Source organism: Psychroflexus tropicus DSM 15496, from assembly GCF_000378765.1.
Taxonomy (GTDB): Bacteria; Bacteroidota; Bacteroidia; order Flavobacteriales; family Flavobacteriaceae; genus Psychroflexus; species Psychroflexus tropicus.
The window spans coordinates 540,998-559,763 of record NZ_KB905342.1; the positions used below are offsets into that span (position 1 = coordinate 540,998).

At 40.3% G+C, this 18,766-nt stretch carries 15 protein-coding genes; 7 read left to right on the forward strand and 8 right to left on the reverse strand.

Features of this window, described 5'->3' with window-relative positions; genetic code table 11:
* Positions 1–15 precede the first annotated feature (15 nt).
* The 5 genes from F598_RS0102415 (at position 16) to F598_RS0102435 (ending at position 8,084) form a co-directional block, all read left to right on the forward strand.
* Entirely contained in the window at positions 16–414 is a 399-nt protein-coding gene (locus tag F598_RS0102415) for an HYC_CC_PP family protein (protein WP_026302468.1), read from the forward strand.
* A gap of 87 nt (positions 415–501) precedes the next feature.
* On the forward strand, positions 502–4,416 hold the full coding sequence (locus tag F598_RS0102420) for an efflux RND transporter permease subunit (RefSeq protein ID WP_019037426.1): 3,915 nt from the start codon (positions 502–504) through the stop codon (positions 4,414–4,416).
* Positions 4,417–4,436: 20 nt separating this feature from the next.
* Positions 4,437–5,702: a TolC family protein gene (locus F598_RS0102425; protein WP_019037427.1), complete on the forward strand. Its 1,266-nt coding sequence runs from the start codon at positions 4,437–4,439 to the stop codon at positions 5,700–5,702.
* A complete protein-coding gene (locus F598_RS0102430) occupies positions 5,699–7,336 on the forward strand; it encodes an efflux RND transporter periplasmic adaptor subunit (RefSeq protein WP_019037428.1) in 1,638 nt (545 codons plus the stop codon). The genes F598_RS0102425 and F598_RS0102430 overlap by 4 nt, the downstream gene beginning before the upstream one ends.
* Positions 7,337–7,370: 34 nt before the next feature.
* Entirely contained in the window at positions 7,371–8,084 is a 714-nt protein-coding gene (locus F598_RS0102435; protein ID WP_026302469.1) for a heavy metal translocating P-type ATPase, read from the forward strand.
* Positions 8,085–8,175: 91 nt separating this feature from the next.
* Here the strand turns inward: F598_RS0102435 and dinB are convergent, their stop codons facing one another.
* The 3 genes from dinB to F598_RS0102450 all read right to left on the reverse strand — a co-directional run bounded on the left by dinB (position 8,176) and on the right by F598_RS0102450 (position 11,757).
* Complete coding sequence (gene dinB / locus F598_RS0102440; protein ID WP_019037430.1) at positions 8,176–9,279, reverse strand: DNA polymerase IV; 1,104 nt, start codon at positions 9,277–9,279, stop codon at positions 8,176–8,178.
* Positions 9,280–9,385: 106 nt separating this feature from the next.
* On the reverse strand, positions 9,386–11,044 hold the full coding sequence (locus F598_RS0102445; RefSeq protein ID WP_019037431.1) for an ABC transporter ATP-binding protein: 1,659 nt from the start codon (positions 11,042–11,044) through the stop codon (positions 9,386–9,388).
* Positions 11,044–11,757, reverse strand: coding sequence for a 3'-5' exonuclease (locus tag F598_RS0102450; protein ID WP_019037432.1), 714 nt, complete (start codon positions 11,755–11,757; stop codon positions 11,044–11,046). The genes F598_RS0102445 and F598_RS0102450 overlap by 1 nt, the downstream gene beginning before the upstream one ends.
* Positions 11,758–11,960: 203 nt before the next feature.
* On the opposite strand from F598_RS0102450, the gene F598_RS0102455 reads away from it, so the two are divergent.
* Both F598_RS0102455 and rimM read left to right on the forward strand, forming a co-directional pair.
* On the forward strand, positions 11,961–12,545 hold the full coding sequence (locus F598_RS0102455) for a 30S ribosomal protein S16 (protein WP_019037433.1): 585 nt from the start codon (positions 11,961–11,963) through the stop codon (positions 12,543–12,545).
* Between the two features lie 16 nt (positions 12,546–12,561).
* On the forward strand, positions 12,562–13,092 hold the full coding sequence (gene rimM / locus F598_RS0102460; RefSeq protein WP_019037434.1) for a ribosome maturation factor RimM: 531 nt from the start codon (positions 12,562–12,564) through the stop codon (positions 13,090–13,092).
* 180 nt (positions 13,093–13,272) lie between these two features.
* Here the strand turns inward: rimM and rodA are convergent, their stop codons facing one another.
* The 5 genes from rodA to F598_RS0102485 are packed head-to-tail and all read right to left on the reverse strand — an operon-like array spanning position 13,273 to position 18,757.
* Complete coding sequence (gene rodA / locus F598_RS0102465) at positions 13,273–14,523, reverse strand: rod shape-determining protein RodA (RefSeq protein ID WP_019037435.1); 1,251 nt, start codon at positions 14,521–14,523, stop codon at positions 13,273–13,275.
* Between the two features lie 2 nt (positions 14,524–14,525).
* Complete coding sequence (mrdA, locus tag F598_RS0102470) at positions 14,526–16,394, reverse strand: penicillin-binding protein 2 (protein WP_019037436.1); 1,869 nt, start codon at positions 16,392–16,394, stop codon at positions 14,526–14,528.
* Positions 16,391–16,894: a rod shape-determining protein MreD gene (gene mreD, locus F598_RS0102475; protein WP_019037437.1), complete on the reverse strand. Its 504-nt coding sequence runs from the start codon at positions 16,892–16,894 to the stop codon at positions 16,391–16,393. The genes mrdA and mreD overlap by 4 nt, the downstream gene beginning before the upstream one ends.
* Positions 16,895–17,719: a rod shape-determining protein MreC gene (gene mreC / locus F598_RS0102480; RefSeq protein WP_019037438.1), complete on the reverse strand. Its 825-nt coding sequence runs from the start codon at positions 17,717–17,719 to the stop codon at positions 16,895–16,897.
* A gap of 9 nt (positions 17,720–17,728) precedes the next feature.
* Positions 17,729–18,757 carry a rod shape-determining protein gene (locus F598_RS0102485; RefSeq protein WP_019037439.1) on the reverse strand — a complete coding sequence of 343 codons (1,029 nt, stop codon included), beginning with the start codon at positions 18,755–18,757 and terminating at the stop codon, positions 17,729–17,731.
* Positions 18,758–18,766 lie beyond the last annotated feature (9 nt).

The window sequence follows — 18,766 nt, forward strand, 5'->3', positions numbered from 1 at the left end:
GCTTACTTTTGTAAAGTGAATTCAGTTATCTCAAAAATAGCGTCCCTTTCTCTAGCATTGCTTGTGCTATTCTCAACCATGTCCTTCACGGTGGGAACCCATTACTGTGGTAACATTATGGTTGATAAAGCCATTTTATCTCCTGCGCAAACCTGTGCCATGCATCAGGAAATGCCATCAGATGAAAAGTCAGATTGCTGTGATGACGAACTAGACATCATAAAAGGTCAGGATATCCTACACTTGTCTAAGGCTGAATTCGATTTCGATATGCCTTATGAGTTAGCAGTATTTAGCTTTATACATTTTAGTTCATCTAATGTTTCTGCTAAAGAAGCCGCTTCTACTGAATTATACGTTCCACCCCAATATTTCCAGGATTTACTGGTGCTTCACCAGGTGTTTCTCATTTGATACTTTAAAACTTACCTCCATTGATTCAATCTGAATGTCATTCAGGCTGACATCAAAACCAATGTGTATGTTTTAATATCAAATGTTATGTTGAATACTATTATTAAGTTTTTTCTTAATCAGCGACTGCTCTCGTTTATCCTTTTAGCTGGTATTGTGATTGGTGGCTTGATGGTATCCCCTTTCCAGTGGGCAGATAATCTGTTACCTAGAACTCCAATTTCTGTAGATGCTATTCCCAATACGGGGGCCAATCAGCAAATCGTATTTACTGAATGGCCTGGCCGTTCGCCTCAGGATATAGACGATCAAATTACTTATCCGCTCACGACTTACCTATTAGGCTTACCAGGAGTAGAATCAGTGCGAAGTAATTCTATGTTTGGATTTTCCAGCATCTACATCATTTTCGAGGAAGATGTGAAATTCTACTGGTCGCGTTCACGTATTCTTGAGAAGCTCAGCTCCATTCCCCAAGGACTTTTACCTGCCGAAGTTAAGCCTACTTTGGGACCAGATGCCACCGCTTTAGGTCAGGTGTTTTGGTATACCTTAGAACCTAGAGATCAAGATAATGAACCTACTGGTGGCTGGAGTTTAGATGAAATCCGAAGCGTGCAGGATTTTTATGTCAAGTATGGTCTGAGCAGTGCCCAGGGCATTTCTGAAGTTGCTTCTATCGGCGGATTTGTGAAGGAATACCAGATTGATGTGAATCCAGATGCGCTTAAATCTTACGGTATTTCCTTAATGCAAGTGGCCAAAGCAGTCAACGAAAGCAATCGTGATGTTGGTGCCAAAACTTTAGAAATCAACCAGGTTGAATATATCGTAAGAGGTTTGGGGTATCTAGAAAATCTCGAGGATTTTGAATCTATTGTGGTAGAGGAGTCTCAAAACGTTCCTATCTACCTCAAAGATGTCGCCAAAATCAAAACCGGACCAGCTCAGCGACGAGGAATACTCGACAAGGCCGGAGCAGATGTTGTTGGAGGAGTGGTAGTGGCTCGAGATGGCTTTAATCCCATGGAAGCGATTACCAACATCAAAGAAAAAATTCAAGAAATTTCTCCAGGCTTACCCAGTAAGACGCTAGCAGACGGGACCAAAAGTCAGTTGAAAATTGTTCCATTTTACGACCGTTCCAAATTGATTAATGAGACTATCAATACTCTGGAAGACGCCATCAGTCTTCAATTGATCATCGCTCTTTTAGTGGTAATTATTATTGTGTTCAACTTAAGGGCTTCCATAGTCATTTCTGCCGTATTACCCATTTCTGTTCTACTGGTATTTATAGCGATGAAATTTTTTAATATCCAGGCGAATATTGTGGCCTTATCGGGCATTGCGATTGCTATTGGTACCATGATCGATCTGGCCATTATTCTTTCTGAAAATGTACTTAAGAAACTGGAAGACTCTCCCAATACATCATTGGTCAAAACTATTTATGAAGGGTCTTCAGAAGTCAGTTCAGCGATTTTGACGGCGGTGTTGACCACCGTCATCAGTTTTGTGCCTGTGTTTGCTTTGGAAGCTGCCGAAGGGAAACTCTTTATTCCTCTGGCCTACACCAAAACTTTTGCGCTCATCGCAGCCTTTTTGGTCACTGTTCTGGTATTACCCACTTTGATGTATGTGGTATTCAACGTAAAAATAAAAAAAGAAAAAACGGCTTACTACCTTAATGCTTTCCTTGGTTTTTTAGGAATCTGGACGATATTCAATGAATTCTGGTTAGGCTTCTTTATTCTCGTTTATGCCATCAGTTATTTTAGTTCTTACCAATCTTTCAACAAAAGATTACGCTTCAAAAACCTGCACTTTTATGTGTTGGTGGCTGGCGTTTTGGTCTTGCTTTCCAATCTCTGGCTGCCTTTAGGACCTCAACAATCCATGGTATCTAATGTTATTTTTGTTGGGATTTTAGTGGGTGTTTTATTGGCATTTTATCTTTTGCTCCAAACCTATTACGCTCAAATTTTGACCTTCTTTATAAAACACGTTAAGGCGTTTTTAGTCCTACCTGTGCTGGCGATTTTTACAGGGTTGTTGATTTGGCTTGGTTTTTCAAACCTATTTCACTGGCCAAAACAAGCCTCTAATACTGTTGGCCTCGCAATTGAAGACACAGGGTTCTGGAAGTCGATGGATCAAACGTTTCCTGGCATCGGTAAAGAATTTATGCCCAGTTTAGACGAAGGTAGTTTTATCTTGATGCCGACCAGTATGACGCATTCTGGTATCGAATTCAATAAAGAAAAGCTTCAGCAGATGGATATGCTGGTAAAGCAAATTCCTGAAGTCGAAACGGTAGTCGGAAAGTTAGGTCGAGTAGAATCAGCGATCGATCCCGCGCCTATTTCCATGTTTGAAAACCTGATTACCTATAAAACAGAATTTATTTTAAACGCAGAGGGTGAACGCCAGGCGTTCGAAGTGAATGAGGAGGGGCACTTCAAGATTCAGGGCTTAAAAATTAAGAACGATAAGATTGAAATCACTAAAAATGCAAACGATATAATTTGGTTCGATAAGTCTGAATATGTTTTTCTGGATGCTTCAGGAGAAGTATTTTCAGATTCAATTCAGTCTGAATTGTTTTATGAAACTGAACACAATTTCAAAAATTTCATGATCGAAGATGACGATGGAAATTATTTCAGAAATTGGCGACGACACATCCAGTCGCCAGACGATATCTGGACTGAAATTGCTGAGGTCACACAAATTCCTGGAATCACCTCTGCCCCCAAATTACAACCAATTGAAACTCGTCAAATTATGCTACAAACGGGGATGCGTGCGCCCATGGGCATAAAAGTGTCTGGCCCCGATTTGCGAACCATCGAAGCCTTTGGAAAAAAATTAGAAGAAATTTTGAAACAAGTTCCCGATATCAAAACCCAAGCCGTCTTTGCAGATAGAGTCGTAGCTAAACCTTATTTACACCTCAATCTCAATAGGGAAGCTTTAGCGAGATATGGATTGAGCATCGATGAGGTTCAGGATTATATTTCAATTGCTATTGGAGGTCAAACCCTTACTCAAACGGTCGAAGGCCGAGAACGCTATGCCGTTCGTGTTCGTTATCCTCGAGAGTTAAGAAATACCCCTGATGCTATTGAAAACATGCTAATCTCCACATCTTCTGGCACTCAGGTTCCTTTGGGAGAGCTTGTCGATATTGAATACGAACCCGGTCCTCAAATGATCAAACGCGAAGATACGTTCTTGAACTCCTATGTGCTCTTCGATCGCGCCGAGGGCGTTGCCGAAGTCACTGCCGTGGAGTCTGCGAGAGACGCCATTCTTACTGAAATCAACAACGGCAACCTAAAAGTGCCAAGTGGTGTCAGCTACAGATTTGCAGGAAGTTTTGAAAATCAAGTCCGTTCTGAAAAACGCTTGTCACTTATCATACCAGTGGTTTTCGTGGTGATTTTTTTAGTTCTGTATTTTCAATTTAAGTCGTTGCGCATCAGTTTGATGGTCTTTTCTTCTATCGCCTTAGCCTTTAGTGGTGGATTTATCATGTTGTGGCTTTACGGTCAGGATTGGTTTTTTAATCTAAGCTGGTTTGGAGAAAACCTTCGAGATATTTTTCAAATAAAAACCATCAATTTAAGTGTGGCCGTTTGGGTGGGATTTATTGCTTTATTTGGAATTGCCACCGATGATGCCGTATTGATGGCAACCTACTTGAGGCAATCATTTAAAGCCAACCCCACCAAAACCAAGGCAGAGTTGCGTGAAGCCGTGATGGAAGGCGGGCTAAAAAGGATTCGACCTGCCGTCATGACTTCAGTCACTACCGTGATTGCTCTTTTACCCGTATTATCGTCCACCGGTAAAGGCTCAGACATCATGGTGCCTATGGCGATCCCAGCTTTTGGAGGCATGTTGATGGCGAGTTTGACTTACTTCTTACTACCGATTTTATTTTACATCGTTTACAGCAGAGCCTTAAAAAACAGGTCTGAAATTGATCTCAACTGAATTTCATAAAAGATACATCTATGTTTAAAACAGAACATATAACACCCATTGGAAGCTCAACTCAACTTTTGTTGGTTGGCGTTATGCTATGCTTTGGAATCAACCTGAAAGCACAAAGCCTTGAAGAATTAAAAACGATAGCTGCGGAAAATAATTTACAACTGAAAGCCCAATTCAAAGCTTTTGAAGCCGAAATGGAAGGGGTGACGCAGGCCAAATCCTGGCAAGACCCCAATCTGAGTTTTGGCTACTTCATCAGCCCTATTGAAACCCGAGTAGGTCCGCAAATCGCCAGATTTTCGCTCACACAAATGCTACCCTGGTTTGGCACCTACAAAGCTAAAGGTGACATCGCAGCTTACAGAGCAGAAGCTGAATTTGAAAACTTCCAGGATCAAAAATTGAAGTTGTTTTTAGAAGTCGCCAAGCAGTATTACGATCTTTCGGCTTTAAGACACATCGAAGCACTTGAAGCCAAACAGCTTCAAATTCTGAATGAGTTGAAATCGATTGTAGAAGCGAATTATGAAAACAATCAGGCGAATTTGGTTGACGTCTTGAGAGTTGAACTCCAAATCGACGAACAAATGAGCGTCATTCAGATTTTGGATGACCAAGACCAGGCTATGGTAGTTCAACTTAACCAGTTGATGAACCGAGCGCTAAACACGCCTATCCTAATTTCTGATCCACAGTATATTCTGGAACAAAAGGAATTTCAGCCCATCGATACGATATCTAAAAATCATCCGCGACTGGAATCTATTCGGAAGCTTCAGAAATCTAACAAAGCTGAACGTCTGCTTGCTCGGAAACAAGCCCTGCCACAATTTGGTCTCGGCCTGGATTATGCCATCATTCAAGATCGCAATGTGATGAATGCAGATGCTGGACAAGATGCGCTCATGCCTATGCTTTCTTTAAGTCTGCCTATTTTTGGAAAGAAGAATGCATCCAGAAAAAAAGCAGCTTCGCTTCAAGGCGAATCTCTGCAATTTCAGTTGGAACACGAGAGAACTAAACTTGAAACCGAAATTCAGGTGGCTCAATATAAACAACATGAACTTTTAAGCCTTCTGGATTTATATAATGAGCAACTGCTGAAATTAGAGGACATTTTAAGGCTTTCAGAAGTAGCTTTATCTAATGCATCTGTGGGAATAGAAGAACTATTAGACTTACAGGAAGAGCGGTTGCTTTACGAGAAGCAACGAACCAAAACTTTAGCAAACCTTTTAAAGACCAGCGAAACTATACGTTACCTCACTTCAAATACAGACTTATGAAAACACAATACAAATATTATTTAGGATTTTTACTACTATTTATCATAGGTGTACTAATAGGTGCATCATTTGCAAACGATTATTCGAAAGAAAAACTTCACGATCACTCACAATTACAGGCTGAAGGACAGGTTTGGACTTGTTCTATGCATCCTCAGATTAGAAATGAAGAACCAGGCGATTGCCCTATTTGTGGGATGGACCTCATACCCGCTAGTCAAATGGACGAAACCCTAGACCCAAATGCCATCAAAATGAGTAAAACAGCCAGGAAACTGGCTCAGGTGGAAACCATAGTGGTGGGAAGTCAAACTAGCGGGTCAAGCTTAAACTTATCTGGTCGTTTGGAAATCAATCAAGATAAAACTTCAACAATGACGGCAAATTTTAAAGCCAGAATTGAAAAGCTTTACGTCAATGATGAAGGTGAGCAGGTCCAAAAAGGCCAGGTGATTGCCGAATTGTATGCGCCTGAAATTCAAATCCTCAAGGAAGAATTGGAGTTGGCGAACAGTCAAGAGAATGAAGCGCTTATTGAAAGTATCGCTACTAAAATTTCAAACTACGAATTATCTATTAATGATGTTCAGTCGATGAAGAATGGAAGGTTGAAGTTGACCTCACCCGTTAGTGGATACGTTACTGCTTTGAAGGTGAAACAAGGGGATAATGTCAGTGCCGATCAAAACCTCATGACTATCGCCGACCTGTCATCACTTTGGGCGGTTCTTGATGTTTATGAAAGCAGCCTAAAAAGCATTAAGGTAGGAGATCAACTCAACATTACTATTCCTAACGAGGAGAATGTCACAGGAAAAGTCACTTTTTTTTCCCCAGTTTTGGATGAGAATTCCAGATCAGCCAAAGCAAGAGTAGTGATTCAGAACCCGAATCGCACTTTAAAACCGGGTGTATTCATAACGGCAGACTTGTACAACTCAACATCTAAAACTGCAACTGAGGAATCGCTGATGATTCCAAAATCGGCATTGCTTTGGACCGGGAAACGCTCAGTTGTCTATCTTCAACTGGACAATAAAAGCGGGGTTTATTTTAAAATGATAGAAGTTGAAACCGGCAAAACTTCATCAGATTATATTGAAATCACATCAGGTTTAAAATCAGGAGATGAGATCGTATCTCAGGGCGCCTTCAGTATAGATTCTGAAGCTCAACTCGCAGGCAAGCCTAGCATGATGAATCCAAAAGTTGAACCTCAGAAAATTAAAATTTCAGAGGAAAGTGTTTCAGAACAAACACAGGTAGTCAAACAACTCATCAATCGCTATACGAATTTAAAAGAGGCTTTGGTTTTAAGTGATTTTCAGGCTTCGCTTTCAGCTTATAGACAAGTGAATTCATTGCTAGCAGAATTGAATATCGATGACATTAAGGCTACAGAACAGATCAAAACTATCGATGAACTTCGAGAAGAATTCATTTTGCTTTCTGAAGAAATGATTGCCATTGCCCAGACGTCTAATCCAACCGGTAGCAAACTTTATGTACAGCGATGTCCTATGGCCGATAGAGGAGAAGGCGCCCGATGGTTGAGTTTTTCCAATCAGATTAAAAACCCTTACTATGGTGATGCGATGTTGAAATGTGGAAGTGTTGTAGATTCTATACAATAAGTAACTTTGCAATCTATATCAAAATTGAAGGATGATGACGCATACGTATAAAGTTTCGGGAATGACCTGTCAGCACTGCCGAGCCAGTGTGGAAGACAGCATAAAAAAATTAGAAAATGTCACCTATGTGAGTGTTGATTTAGAGGCGGAAGAGGCCAAAATTGATATGGAACAACATATCGACGTTGAGACCCTTCAAGAGGCTCTTAAAGATAAATATACCATTTCCAAGCAATCCGATTTTGAGACCAAATCCGGAGAAAACATTCAGGAACAATCCAAAGTTCAGCAGCTGTTTCCTTTGTTTTTAATTTTTGGCTATATCACTATTGCTTCTGTCCTCTTGAACTATAGTAACTGGGAACTCAGTAGCTTTATGTTCGATTTTATGGGTCTGTTCTACATTGTATTCAGCTTCTTTAAATTTTTGGACTATACTGGATTTCCCGATTCATTTAGAATGTACGATCCGTTGGCCAAAGCCTTACCAGCCTACGGTTGGATTTATCCTTTTATAGAAACAGCCTTGGGTTTGATGTTCCTTTTAAGGTTCGAAATTGATATTGCTTTGGTGGCTACCATTGTCGTTTTAGGAATCACTACCATTGGAGTAACTCGATCATTATTTTCCAAAAAAGTGATCAAATGTGCCTGTTTGGGAACGGCGCTAAATTTGCCGATGACAGAAGCCACGTTTATAGAAAACACCATCATGCTGGTGATGGCAATTTGGATGTTACTAGTTTAAATTTCTTTATTCTTCGTGTTCTTTGTGCCTCCGTGGTTGAAAAACTCACCACAAAGTCACAGAGGACACAGAGAAAATCTTTATGTTAAGTTTAAAACGGCAGTTTCAGTTGCTCCTCTTTAGGAATAGATGTTGAATTAATTGTTTTTTGATCTTCTGTGTTAAGATTAGATAATGAAATCCCCAACAATCTTATGGAATCTTTGATAGGTTCTTGATAAAGCAAAGCTTTGGTTTCTTCCATGATCAAGGCCTTAGAGGCGATAAACAGCTTTAAGGTTTTGCTTCGGGTTTGTACGCTGAAGTCGCTGTATTTCAGTTTCAAAGTGATGGTTTTTCCCGCGACTTTGCTGTTTTGAAGTCGGCGTTCCACTTCCTCGGCAATGTCTTCCAGCTTTTCCAACATATATATTTCCGAAGAGATATTTTCAGAAAAGGTGCGCTCGGCGCCGAGAGATTTCCTTATGCGGGTTGGCTTCACTTCGCTTAAATGAATGCCGCGAACCACGTTGTAGTAATGAGAACCACTCTTCCCAAAATACTCCTGAAGATACTCGAGCGATTTTAACTTGAGGTCAGCACCCGTAAAGATACCCAAACGGTACATTTTATCTTGCGTCACTTTCCCAACGCCATAAAATTTACGAATATCCAATTCTTCTAAAAACTCGATTACCTCTTCGGGCGGAATAGTCTTTTGCCCATTAGGTTTATTGATGTCACTAGCGATTTTTGCGATAAACTTATTGATGGAGATGCCCGCCGAAGCATTGAGTCCAGTTTTAGTTTTGATTTTCTCTCGAATTTCCCTGGCCAAGACCGTTGCACTGGGGAAGTCAAATTTATTGACGGTCACATCCAAATAAGCTTCATCCAGGGAGAGCGGTTCTACCAAATCGGTGTATTCAAAGAAGATTTTACGAATGCGTTGTGAAATTTCTTTGTAACGGTCGAAACGAGGCCTCACAAAAATCAAGTGCGGACATAGACGAGCAGCCTGTCGACCACTCATGGCACTTTTGACGCCGTACTTTCTGGCCTCATAACTGGCAGCCGCTACCACACCGCGTTTGGAACTACCGCCAACCGCCAGGGCTTTTCCCTGCAAACTGGGATCGTCCAGTTGCTCTACAGAGGCATAGAAGGCATCCATATCGACGTGAATAATTTTGCGGAGATGATCTCGAAAATCCATGTACAAAAATAGGGAATGCACTGCAAAAATTGCTTAGTGCCCTCTGTGACTTTGTGATTCTATTTTATTACAGCTACTCTAAAATAACCAAGAAATTGCGTTGAATTTAAATTCCTTTTGGGATGGCTTCGATCAATTGTCGTGTATAGTCTTTTTGAGGACGGGCATAAACCGCATCGGCTTCGCCACGTTCCACGATTTTACCCTGATGCATAACCAGTAATTGATCGGCCATGTATTTGACCACCGCCAAATCGTGAGAAATAAAAATATAGGTAAATCCAAAATCAGTTTTCAATTCGTTGAGTAAGTTCAATACCTGCGCCTGCACCGAAATATCCAGCGCTGATACCGACTCATCGCAGATAATCAATTTAGGTTCCACGGCGATGGTTCTCGCAATCCCGATGCGTTGGCGCTGGCCTCCACTAAATTCATGGGGATAGCGATCAAAATGCGCGCTTGATAAACCTACCCGCTCTAATAGCGCGATGGTTTTTTGTTTTCTGGACTCAGCATTACCGTACAAGCCATGAACTTTCATGGGCTCCATGATGGCCTTGCCTACCGAAAGCCTGGGATTCAAGCTGGAAAACGGATCCTGAAAAATCAGTTGAATGTCTTTTCGCAACTGACGTAATGCCTCACCTTTCAATTGAGTAATCGATTTATCCTGATATAAAATGTCGCCCTCAGTCGGGTCATCCAGCCTTAAGATGGCGTTCCCAAGCGTGGATTTTCCACAGCCAGATTCACCAACCAGTCCTAAAGTTTCACCTTCATAGAGTTTAAAACTCACATCATCTACCGCATTCACCTTTTCAGTATTTGCAAACCAACCCGCTTTGGAAATAAAGGTCTTCTTCACGTTTCTTACTTCAAGCAAAGGTGGTTTGGAGTAAATGAGTTTGTGTCTTTTTTGTCTTTCTTCTGAAGTTTCCACTTCAGAGTTTGGAAGTTCCTGCATATAATCTTTAACCGTAGGCAAAGCTTTAAGCCGATGTCTAGTAGAAGGCTTAGAGGCTAAAAGAGCCTTGGTGTATTGGTGCTGGGCATTTTTGAAAATAGAAACGACATCGTTTTGCTCCACGATTTCTCCCTGATACATCACTGCCACCCGATCTGCTAGTTCTGAAACCAAAGCCAAATCATGAGAGATAAAGATGATACTCATTTCAGTTTCCTCTTGAAGGGATTTGAGCAGTTTCAAAATGTCTTTTTGAACAGTTACATCTAGCGCAGTGGTTGGCTCATCGGCAATAAGAATTTTGGGCTTGCAGGCAATGGCCATCGCGATCATCACGCGTTGCTTTTGGCCGCCACTAATCTCGTGTGGATAACTTTTGAATATCGCTTCTGGTCTGGGAAGCTTAACTTTTTTAAAGAGATCTAACACCTCCTGCCTGACTTGTGATTTGGACAATTTTTTATGCTGAATCAAAACCTCCTCGACCTGAGTGCCGCAACGCATGGAGGGGTTCAGCGAACTCATAGGCTCCTGAAATATCATCGAAATTTCATTCCCTCGAATCTGTTGAAATTGCTTTTCGCTACAGGTGATAAGCTCCTGGTCTTGAAACATAATGCTGCCCTCTACTTTTGCTTTCTCACCTAATAAGTCCAAAATGGATAAGGTAGATACTGATTTTCCTGAGCCAGACTCCCCTACGATTCCCAGAATTTGGTTGGGCTGCAACTCAAAGTTGAGGTTTTTGATGACATGGGCATCACCGAAGTGAATGTGAAGGTTTTTAATGTTTAGCATTACACCGAGATAAGTTCATGGTCTTCCAGAAGTGGTTCCAGACGCAGTTTTAAAATCACCTGCGCTACCGCAATAACGTCCTTTTCGCAGTAGGTCACAATTCTATCGATGTCTTTTTCTTTATAATACACATCCCGGACCTGGCTACCGTCTATATCGTCTTTAGGGGAAGGAATATTAAACAATTCGGTGAGCAACTTTAAGGAGGTGTAGTGTTTGTAATCCCCGAATTTCCATAATTCCAAGGTATCGAGATGAGGAATTTCCCAGGGTTTTTTCCCAAAGAGTTGAAGTTTTTCTGGCAGCGAAATTCCATGAATAAGCATACGCCTGGCGATATAGGGGAAGTCAAATTCCTTGGCATTATGCCCGCACATGAGGTGTTGAGGTAAGCTGAAATAATCTTCTACAAGGAATTTAAAGCGTTTTAATAAATCTTCTTCTTCACCAAAAAAGCTAGTGGTTCTGAATTTGCGTTCGCTGCCTTTAAAATTAAAGTAACCCACTGATATACACACGATCTTCCCAAACTCCGACCAGATGCCCGCCCGATCATAAAACTCTTCTGGAGTAAATTCCTCTTTGCGTTGATATTGCGTTTTATCGGCGTAAAGTTTTTGTTTGACCGGAGACAAGTCTTCAAAGGCGTCCTCTTCCGGGACGGTTTCTATGTCCAGAAAAAGAATGTGTTCTAAGTTGAGTTGGTGGAGCATACTTAGGATGTAATTTAAGGATAACTAAGTTAGGAATTATTTGAAGAAATTGGAATTTAAATTGTACTCTAAACGATTGTTCTAGTCAATTTCAAGATTAGATCAATTATCCTCAACCCAAACCTCTGTATTTCAAAAAATAAACTTACTTTTGCACCTCATTATTAATAACGGGAGTCGGGAACTCCAAAATTTAATTTTTTATGCCAGTTAAAATAAGATTACAAAGACACGGTAAGAAAGGAAAACCTTTCTTCTGGATTGTTGCTGCAGACGTACGTGCAAAAAGAGATGGTAAATACCTGGAGAAATTAGGGATTTACAATCCTGTAACTCAACCTGCCACCATTGAGCTAGACGTAGATTCGTCTGTAAAATGGTTAAGAAACGGGGCACAACCTACAGATACTGCAAGACGTATTTTATCTTACAAAGGCGCTATGATGAAAAAGCACTTGCTTGCAGGTGTGGACAAAGGAGCGCTAACGGAGGAAGAAGCAGAGAAGAAATTCCAAGCTTGGTTATCTGAAAAGGAAGATAAAATATCAACATCTGCTGATAAAGCTGCTAAAGCTAAAGAAGCAGAAAAACAAAAAGCCTTAGAAGCAGAACGCGAAGTGAATGCGAAGCGTGAAGCTGAAGCGAAAGCTGCACAGGAAGAGGAAGAAGCAAAAGCAAAAGAAGAAGCAGAGACGAAAGCTGCTGCAGAAGCGGAAGCCGAAGCTCCTACTGAAGAAGAAGCTACCGATGAAGCTGCTTCTAAAGAAGACACTAAAAAAGAGGACTAATCAAGTTTAGATTACGATGACGAAAGACCAGTGCTTTTATTTAGGTCACATCGTGAGTAAATTTAGTTTCAAGGGGGAGTTGCAAATCAAACTCGATACCGACGAACCTGAACTCTATGAACATCTGGAATCAATTTTTGTGGATTACCGCAATAAATTGATTCCTTTTTTTGTGGAAAAATCTAACCTGCAGAAAAGCAATCTACTCCGCGTCAAACTTGAAGAAGTCGATGAAGAAGCTGATGCGGATGATCTTCTCAAAAGGGATGTTTACTTACCTCTTACAGAACTACCGCCACTTGGTGAGAACAAGTTTTACTATCACGAAATCATCGGCTATAAAGCTATTGATGCTTCCAAAGGTGAAATTGGTGAGATTAAGTTTGTGAACGATCAGACTATGCAGGCACTTTTCTTTATTGATTTCAACGGCAAAGAAATCATTATCCCTGTCAATGATCGATTCATTACCAAAGTAGACAAGGACGAGAAGATTATCTATTTTGAAACGCCAGAAGGCCTTATCGATATGTATCTGGAGGAATAAATTAAAAATTAGGAATTTTGAATTTAAAATTGATTTAAATCATATTATCCTAATGAGAAAATAGATTCTCAAGTCCCAATATTTCAGCTTGTCTTTATTCCTGATTCCTGACTCTTGTTTCTATGTCCTTTTTTCTAAGCTCTTTTTTTTCTACTGCTTTTCTTTATTTGCTCTCAACTGTCAGTTCAAGCTATTCCGCTTTGCGTCCAGTTTCAAGAACACCAAAACTAAGATTAGGAATCCCCAAAGTCCAGAACCACCATAACTAAAAAAAGGTAAGGGTATCCCTACAGTTGGGAATAAACCTATCACCATTGCAACATTTACAAAAAAGTGAACGAAAATCACTGACATGACGCAGTAGCCATACACCCTGCTAAACTGACTTTTTTGACGCTCGGCCAGATGGAATAGCCTTAGGATTAATAAGGTGAATAGTATAACTACCAGACTAGTCCCTATAAATCCCCATTCCTCACCAACCGTACTAAAAATATAATCGGTATGTTGTTCTGGAACAAAACGCCCCTGAGTTTGGGATCCTTTTAACCAGCCTTTGCCAGTCCAGCCGCCACTACCGATGGCTACTTCACTTTGATAAAGGTTAAAGGCAGAACCTTTAATGTCATTGGTTTCCCCGATGAGGACATCAAATCGTTCTTTTTGATGCGGCAGCAATACCGAATTCAGAATAAAATTGACAGAATAAGAAAATCCCACTCCAAAGAAAAAGGCCAAGAAATACTTCCACAACTTTGGCTTTTTTCTCCTATTGAACAGATACACGATAATCAATAAGACTGTAAAAATGGGTGCAAAAATTATAAACCCAAATTTTAGTGTTAGCATAAACACAGCTGCTGCCATAAATCCTGTGCTGATATAGGCATGCGGTAGACCTTCTCTGTAAAGCGGAATGACAAAGGATAAATAGATGAGAGCACTTCCCGCATCGGGTTGTAACATGATGAGTAATAGAGGAAGGCCAATAATAGCAAAGGCTTTGAGTTGATTTGTAATTTTCTTTAAATCACTCCCAAAATCACTGATGTATTTGGCTAAGGCAAGAGCGACGACTGTCTTAACAAATTCTGCAGGCTGTAAACCAAAGGCTCCGAAAGAATACCAGGCGGTTTGACCTGCAATGGTTTTTCCAAATACAAAAAGACCTAAAAGAGACACTATTCCTATAACATAAAACACACTGGCAAAGCGTTCAAAAAACTTACTCTCCAGGGCTAAAACAACCACTGAGATGATGATTCCCAAGCCTATAAAAAGCAGTTGTCTTCCATAAATCTTAGTAAAATCCAGGACGGGTTCTTCCGGACTGATGTAGGTTGTGGAGTAAATATTAGCCCAGCCAAACCCTATGAGAACTGCTACGATAAGAAGGGTTAGCCAATCAACTTGCACTAAGGTTTTAGGCATATTTACTGGTTGATTTTAAAAGGTTCTCCAGAGTAAGGCTTAGCGTATTCATCTTCAAGCGTATGGTCCAGAATCCAGCGCTCTAAATCTTTACGCTCAATGTTTTCTTTGAGGTATTTCTCAATCATTAAGCTAGAAATACGTCCGGCGTATCTAGAGCCCCAGTAACCATTTTCTACAAAAACGGCTAAGGCAATTTTTGGATTCTCTTTGGGGGCAAACGCCACAAAGATGGAATGATCGGTAAGTTGCATACGCTCTCCATCAATTTTAACGTAATTTTCTGCAGTCCCCGTTTTTCCACAAACCTCTATTCCTGGTACTCTTAAAAAGGATGCGGTTCCATAATTAAATACATCGTGCATTCCCTGTATGATGGGCTCAAAATGTTTTTTGTCGATAGTCGTCACCTGCTTAGTGGTGTATTTTTCCTCTTGAACTGGTTGGTCATCTATAGATTTGATGATATGGGGGCGATAAAACCAGCCTTTGTTAGCAATGGCTGCGGTAGCATTGGCCAATTGTATGGGAGTGGTGAGCACCTCTCCTTGTCCTATGGCATTAGAAAGGGTTGCACTGGCGTACCATTTATAAGTAGGAAAATCGTAAGCCTTATTGTAATACTCAGCATCGGGTAAGAGTCCAGCCCTTCCTACAGGTAAATCATAACCTAAATAGTCCCCAAGGCCAAAGCTAGACATGTGTTTATTCCATACATCTATGCCTTTTTGTGGAGTATCGTATTTTTCAATGGTTCTTCTATACACCTGAGCAAAATAAGAATTACAAGAGTGGGCAATACCTGTGATCATCTGAACTGGACTTGGATGATGGTGGCAGCCCATGCGTCTTCCCCTGGCATAAGTATAACCCCCGTTACACCTGAATTTTTCTTCTAAACCAACCACTCCTTCCTGTAGAGCCACCAGCCCAGTTAAGGCTTTAAAGGGTGAGCCAGGGGCATAAATGGCCTGCAAGGCTCTGTTGTAAAGTGGTTTTTGAATCGTATCGTAATATAATTCAGTAAAATTTCTCGAACGCTTTCTACCCACCAATAAATCGGGATCGTAAGAAGGAGCAGTTACCAGGGTCAGTATTTCTCCAGTACTTGGTTCTATAGCTACGATGCCCCCTCGTTTTCCTTGCATCAATTTTTCACCATAAGCCTGAAGCTTAGAATCGATTGTCAATTGCAGGTCGCTTCCTTTTTTAGATAGGGTGTCAAATTTCCCTTCTTTAAAAGGCTTGATGTTTTTGTTGTGGATGTCTCTTAAGTAATGTTTTACACCACGCTCTCCTCGCAGCTCTTCTTCATATTGTTCCTCGACGCCTTGTTTACCTCTCAAGTCTCCGGATTGATAATAAGGGTTTTGAGCGATTTCCCTGTCTCCAACCTCAGCGATGTAACCTAAAATATTGGCACTATGATCGACATTATAATCTCTCAGGGCTCGTTTCTGAATATAAAAGCCGGGATACTTATGCATTCGTTCCTGTAAAAAGGCGTATTCTTTTTTGGTAAGCTGCGGTGTGATAACCGAGGCTAATCTAGGTGAGTATCGCCAGGCTTTTTCGAGCTGAGTCTTAAGGCGATCTGGAGAAAGTTTTAACAAGCTGGCTAGTTCCAGAGTGTCAAATTCTTTAACCTCAAGCGGAACAGCCATCACATCGTAGGCCGGCTGGTTTCCAACCATCAGTTCCCCATTACGATCGTAGATGTAGCCTCGTTGGGGGTAGTCATAAACTTTTCTTACCGAAATATTGGTAGAGACTTCATCATAACTTTCGTCAAGAATTTGTAGATAAAACAATCGAATTAAGAAGAGGAAGGCGGTAAAGCTTACAAGTATGATAGGGAGCAACTTTCTCATTTACTGTTCTTTCTAATCAAATTTAAGGTGATTATACTTAATAGAATACTGAAAATTGAAGAATAAATAATTTTTTCTATCAAATAAATTAAATGATTAAAGCTAAAGATTTCTAGTAAGAAAAGAACGCTATGGTGTATAAAGATCATTAGGGTAACGTAAACTAATCGAGACTTAAAAGGGGCATCGTAAAACTTTAAGGTTTGATTGTCGTAACTCAAACCGAAGGCATTTCGAAGTAAAATTGGTCTTATGTAAGCAATAGTTAATGTTGCAGCGGCATGGATGCCTCCGCTATCTTCAAAAAAATCAATAAAAATTCCTAAGGCAAAAGCGAGAAATAGTTTTTGAACGGAACCAATATTGAAGGGCAATAGGATAATTAACAGGGGATAAATATAAGGGTTGATATAACCAAAAATTTCAAAGTGGCTTAAGATCAATACCTGAACCAAAACCAGAACAATAAACCTAATGATATTAATCAAATACGTCTTCATCTAAGGCTGCTCTTGGTTTAATAGTTCAAAGGCTTCATCTTGTTTGGTATTTTCAATGACGTAGATATGCTTCAGATTGGTCATGTCATTAAAAAGCCTGACTGAAATCGAATAGTAGCCAACGTTTTCATCAAGTTCAAATTCATCTATTATACCAATAGGTATATTTTCTGGAAACACCAGAGAGCGCCCACCAGTCGATATTGTGTCTCCTTTCTTAACAGGCGCAGATCGAGGAACATCCACAAGTTTCATTACATTTGGATCTTTTCCGTCCCAGGTTAAGGTTCCAAAATGGAATGTCTTTTTCAATTTAGCATTGATTGAAGTATTTGTATTTAAGATGGAGATCACTCTCGAAAAGTTCTGGCTCACATCCTGTATAATCCCAACCACACCCTTGCTGGAAATTACACCCAAGTCTTGCTTAATACTGTCTTTGAGTCCTCCTTCAATCAATAAAAAGTTATCGATTTTATCGTAGTTATTAGAAATTACCGTCGATTTCTGTACTCTGTAGAGGCTGTCCTCAATAAACTCTAAATCATTCGGTAATGAATCCTGAACCGATTTAGAATTGTAAAGAATATTTCTTAGAGTCTTATTTTCTTCAGAAAGTATTTCATTTTGGGTTTTTAAATCGAAATATTGAGAAACACTTTCAGAAGTCCCCAGGACATTACCTGTTATAAAATTTGCTGAAGAAATGAATTTACTATTATGATACGTATGAGCATTGAAGGTAAGGCCTAAGGCAACAGTCATCAATACGATAAACACCAAACCCGTCTTATTTTTGATAAGAAATAATAAGATTTGCTGCATAGCTTAATTCTATTTTAGAAGGACAGCTTTATATCTTACCAAATCTTTTAGAGTAATTCCAGTTCCCCTTACAATAGCTCTTAAAGGATCTTCAGCAATATAGACAGGCAGATCTGTTTTTTGAGATAAACGTTTATCTAGACCTCTTAGCATGGATCCACCGCCAGCGAGATAGATTCCTGTGTTGTAAATATCTGCAGCTAATTCTGGTGGGGTCTGAGAGAGCGTCTCCATGACCGCATCTTCGATTCTAAGAATAGATTTATCCAGTGCTTTTGCTATTTCTCTAAAAGAAATATCCACCTGTTTTGGTTTTCCAGTGAGCAAATCTCTTCCCTGAACACTCATGTCCTCAGGAGCGGTTTCCAAATCTTCTGTAGCCGAACCAATTTGTATTTTTATCTTTTCTGCTGTACGTTCTCCAATAAATAGGTTATGCTGTGTACGCATGAAATAAATGATATCATTGGTAAAAACATCTCCTGCAATTTTTACTGACTTGTCGCAAACAATTCCTCCTAAAGCAATGACTGCAATTTCGGTAGTTCCTCCCCCGATGTCAACGATCATATTTCCTTTGGGCTGCATGATATCTACTCCAATACCTATGGCCGCCGCCATTGGTTCGTGAATCAAATACACTTCTTTTCCATTCACACGTTCTGCAGAATCTTTTACCGCTCTCATCTCTACCTCGGTAATTCCACTCGGAATACAAATCACCATTCTAAGCGAGGGTGTAAATAAGCGCTTCTTAAGCGCTGGAATTTCCTTGATGAACATACTGATCATCTGCTCGCTCGCATCGAAATCTGCAATAACTCCGTCCTTTAAGGGACGAATCGTTTTTATATTTTCATGGGTTTTACCCTGCATCATAGAGGCCTCTTTTCCTACAGCAATGATTTTACCGGTTAAGCGGTTTCGGGCCACAATGGAAGGGCTATCTACGACTACCTTATCGTTATGAATAATCAAAGTGTTAGCGGTTCCAAGGTCGATAGCGATGTCTTCAGTTAGAAAATCAAAAAATCCCATGTGCGTATT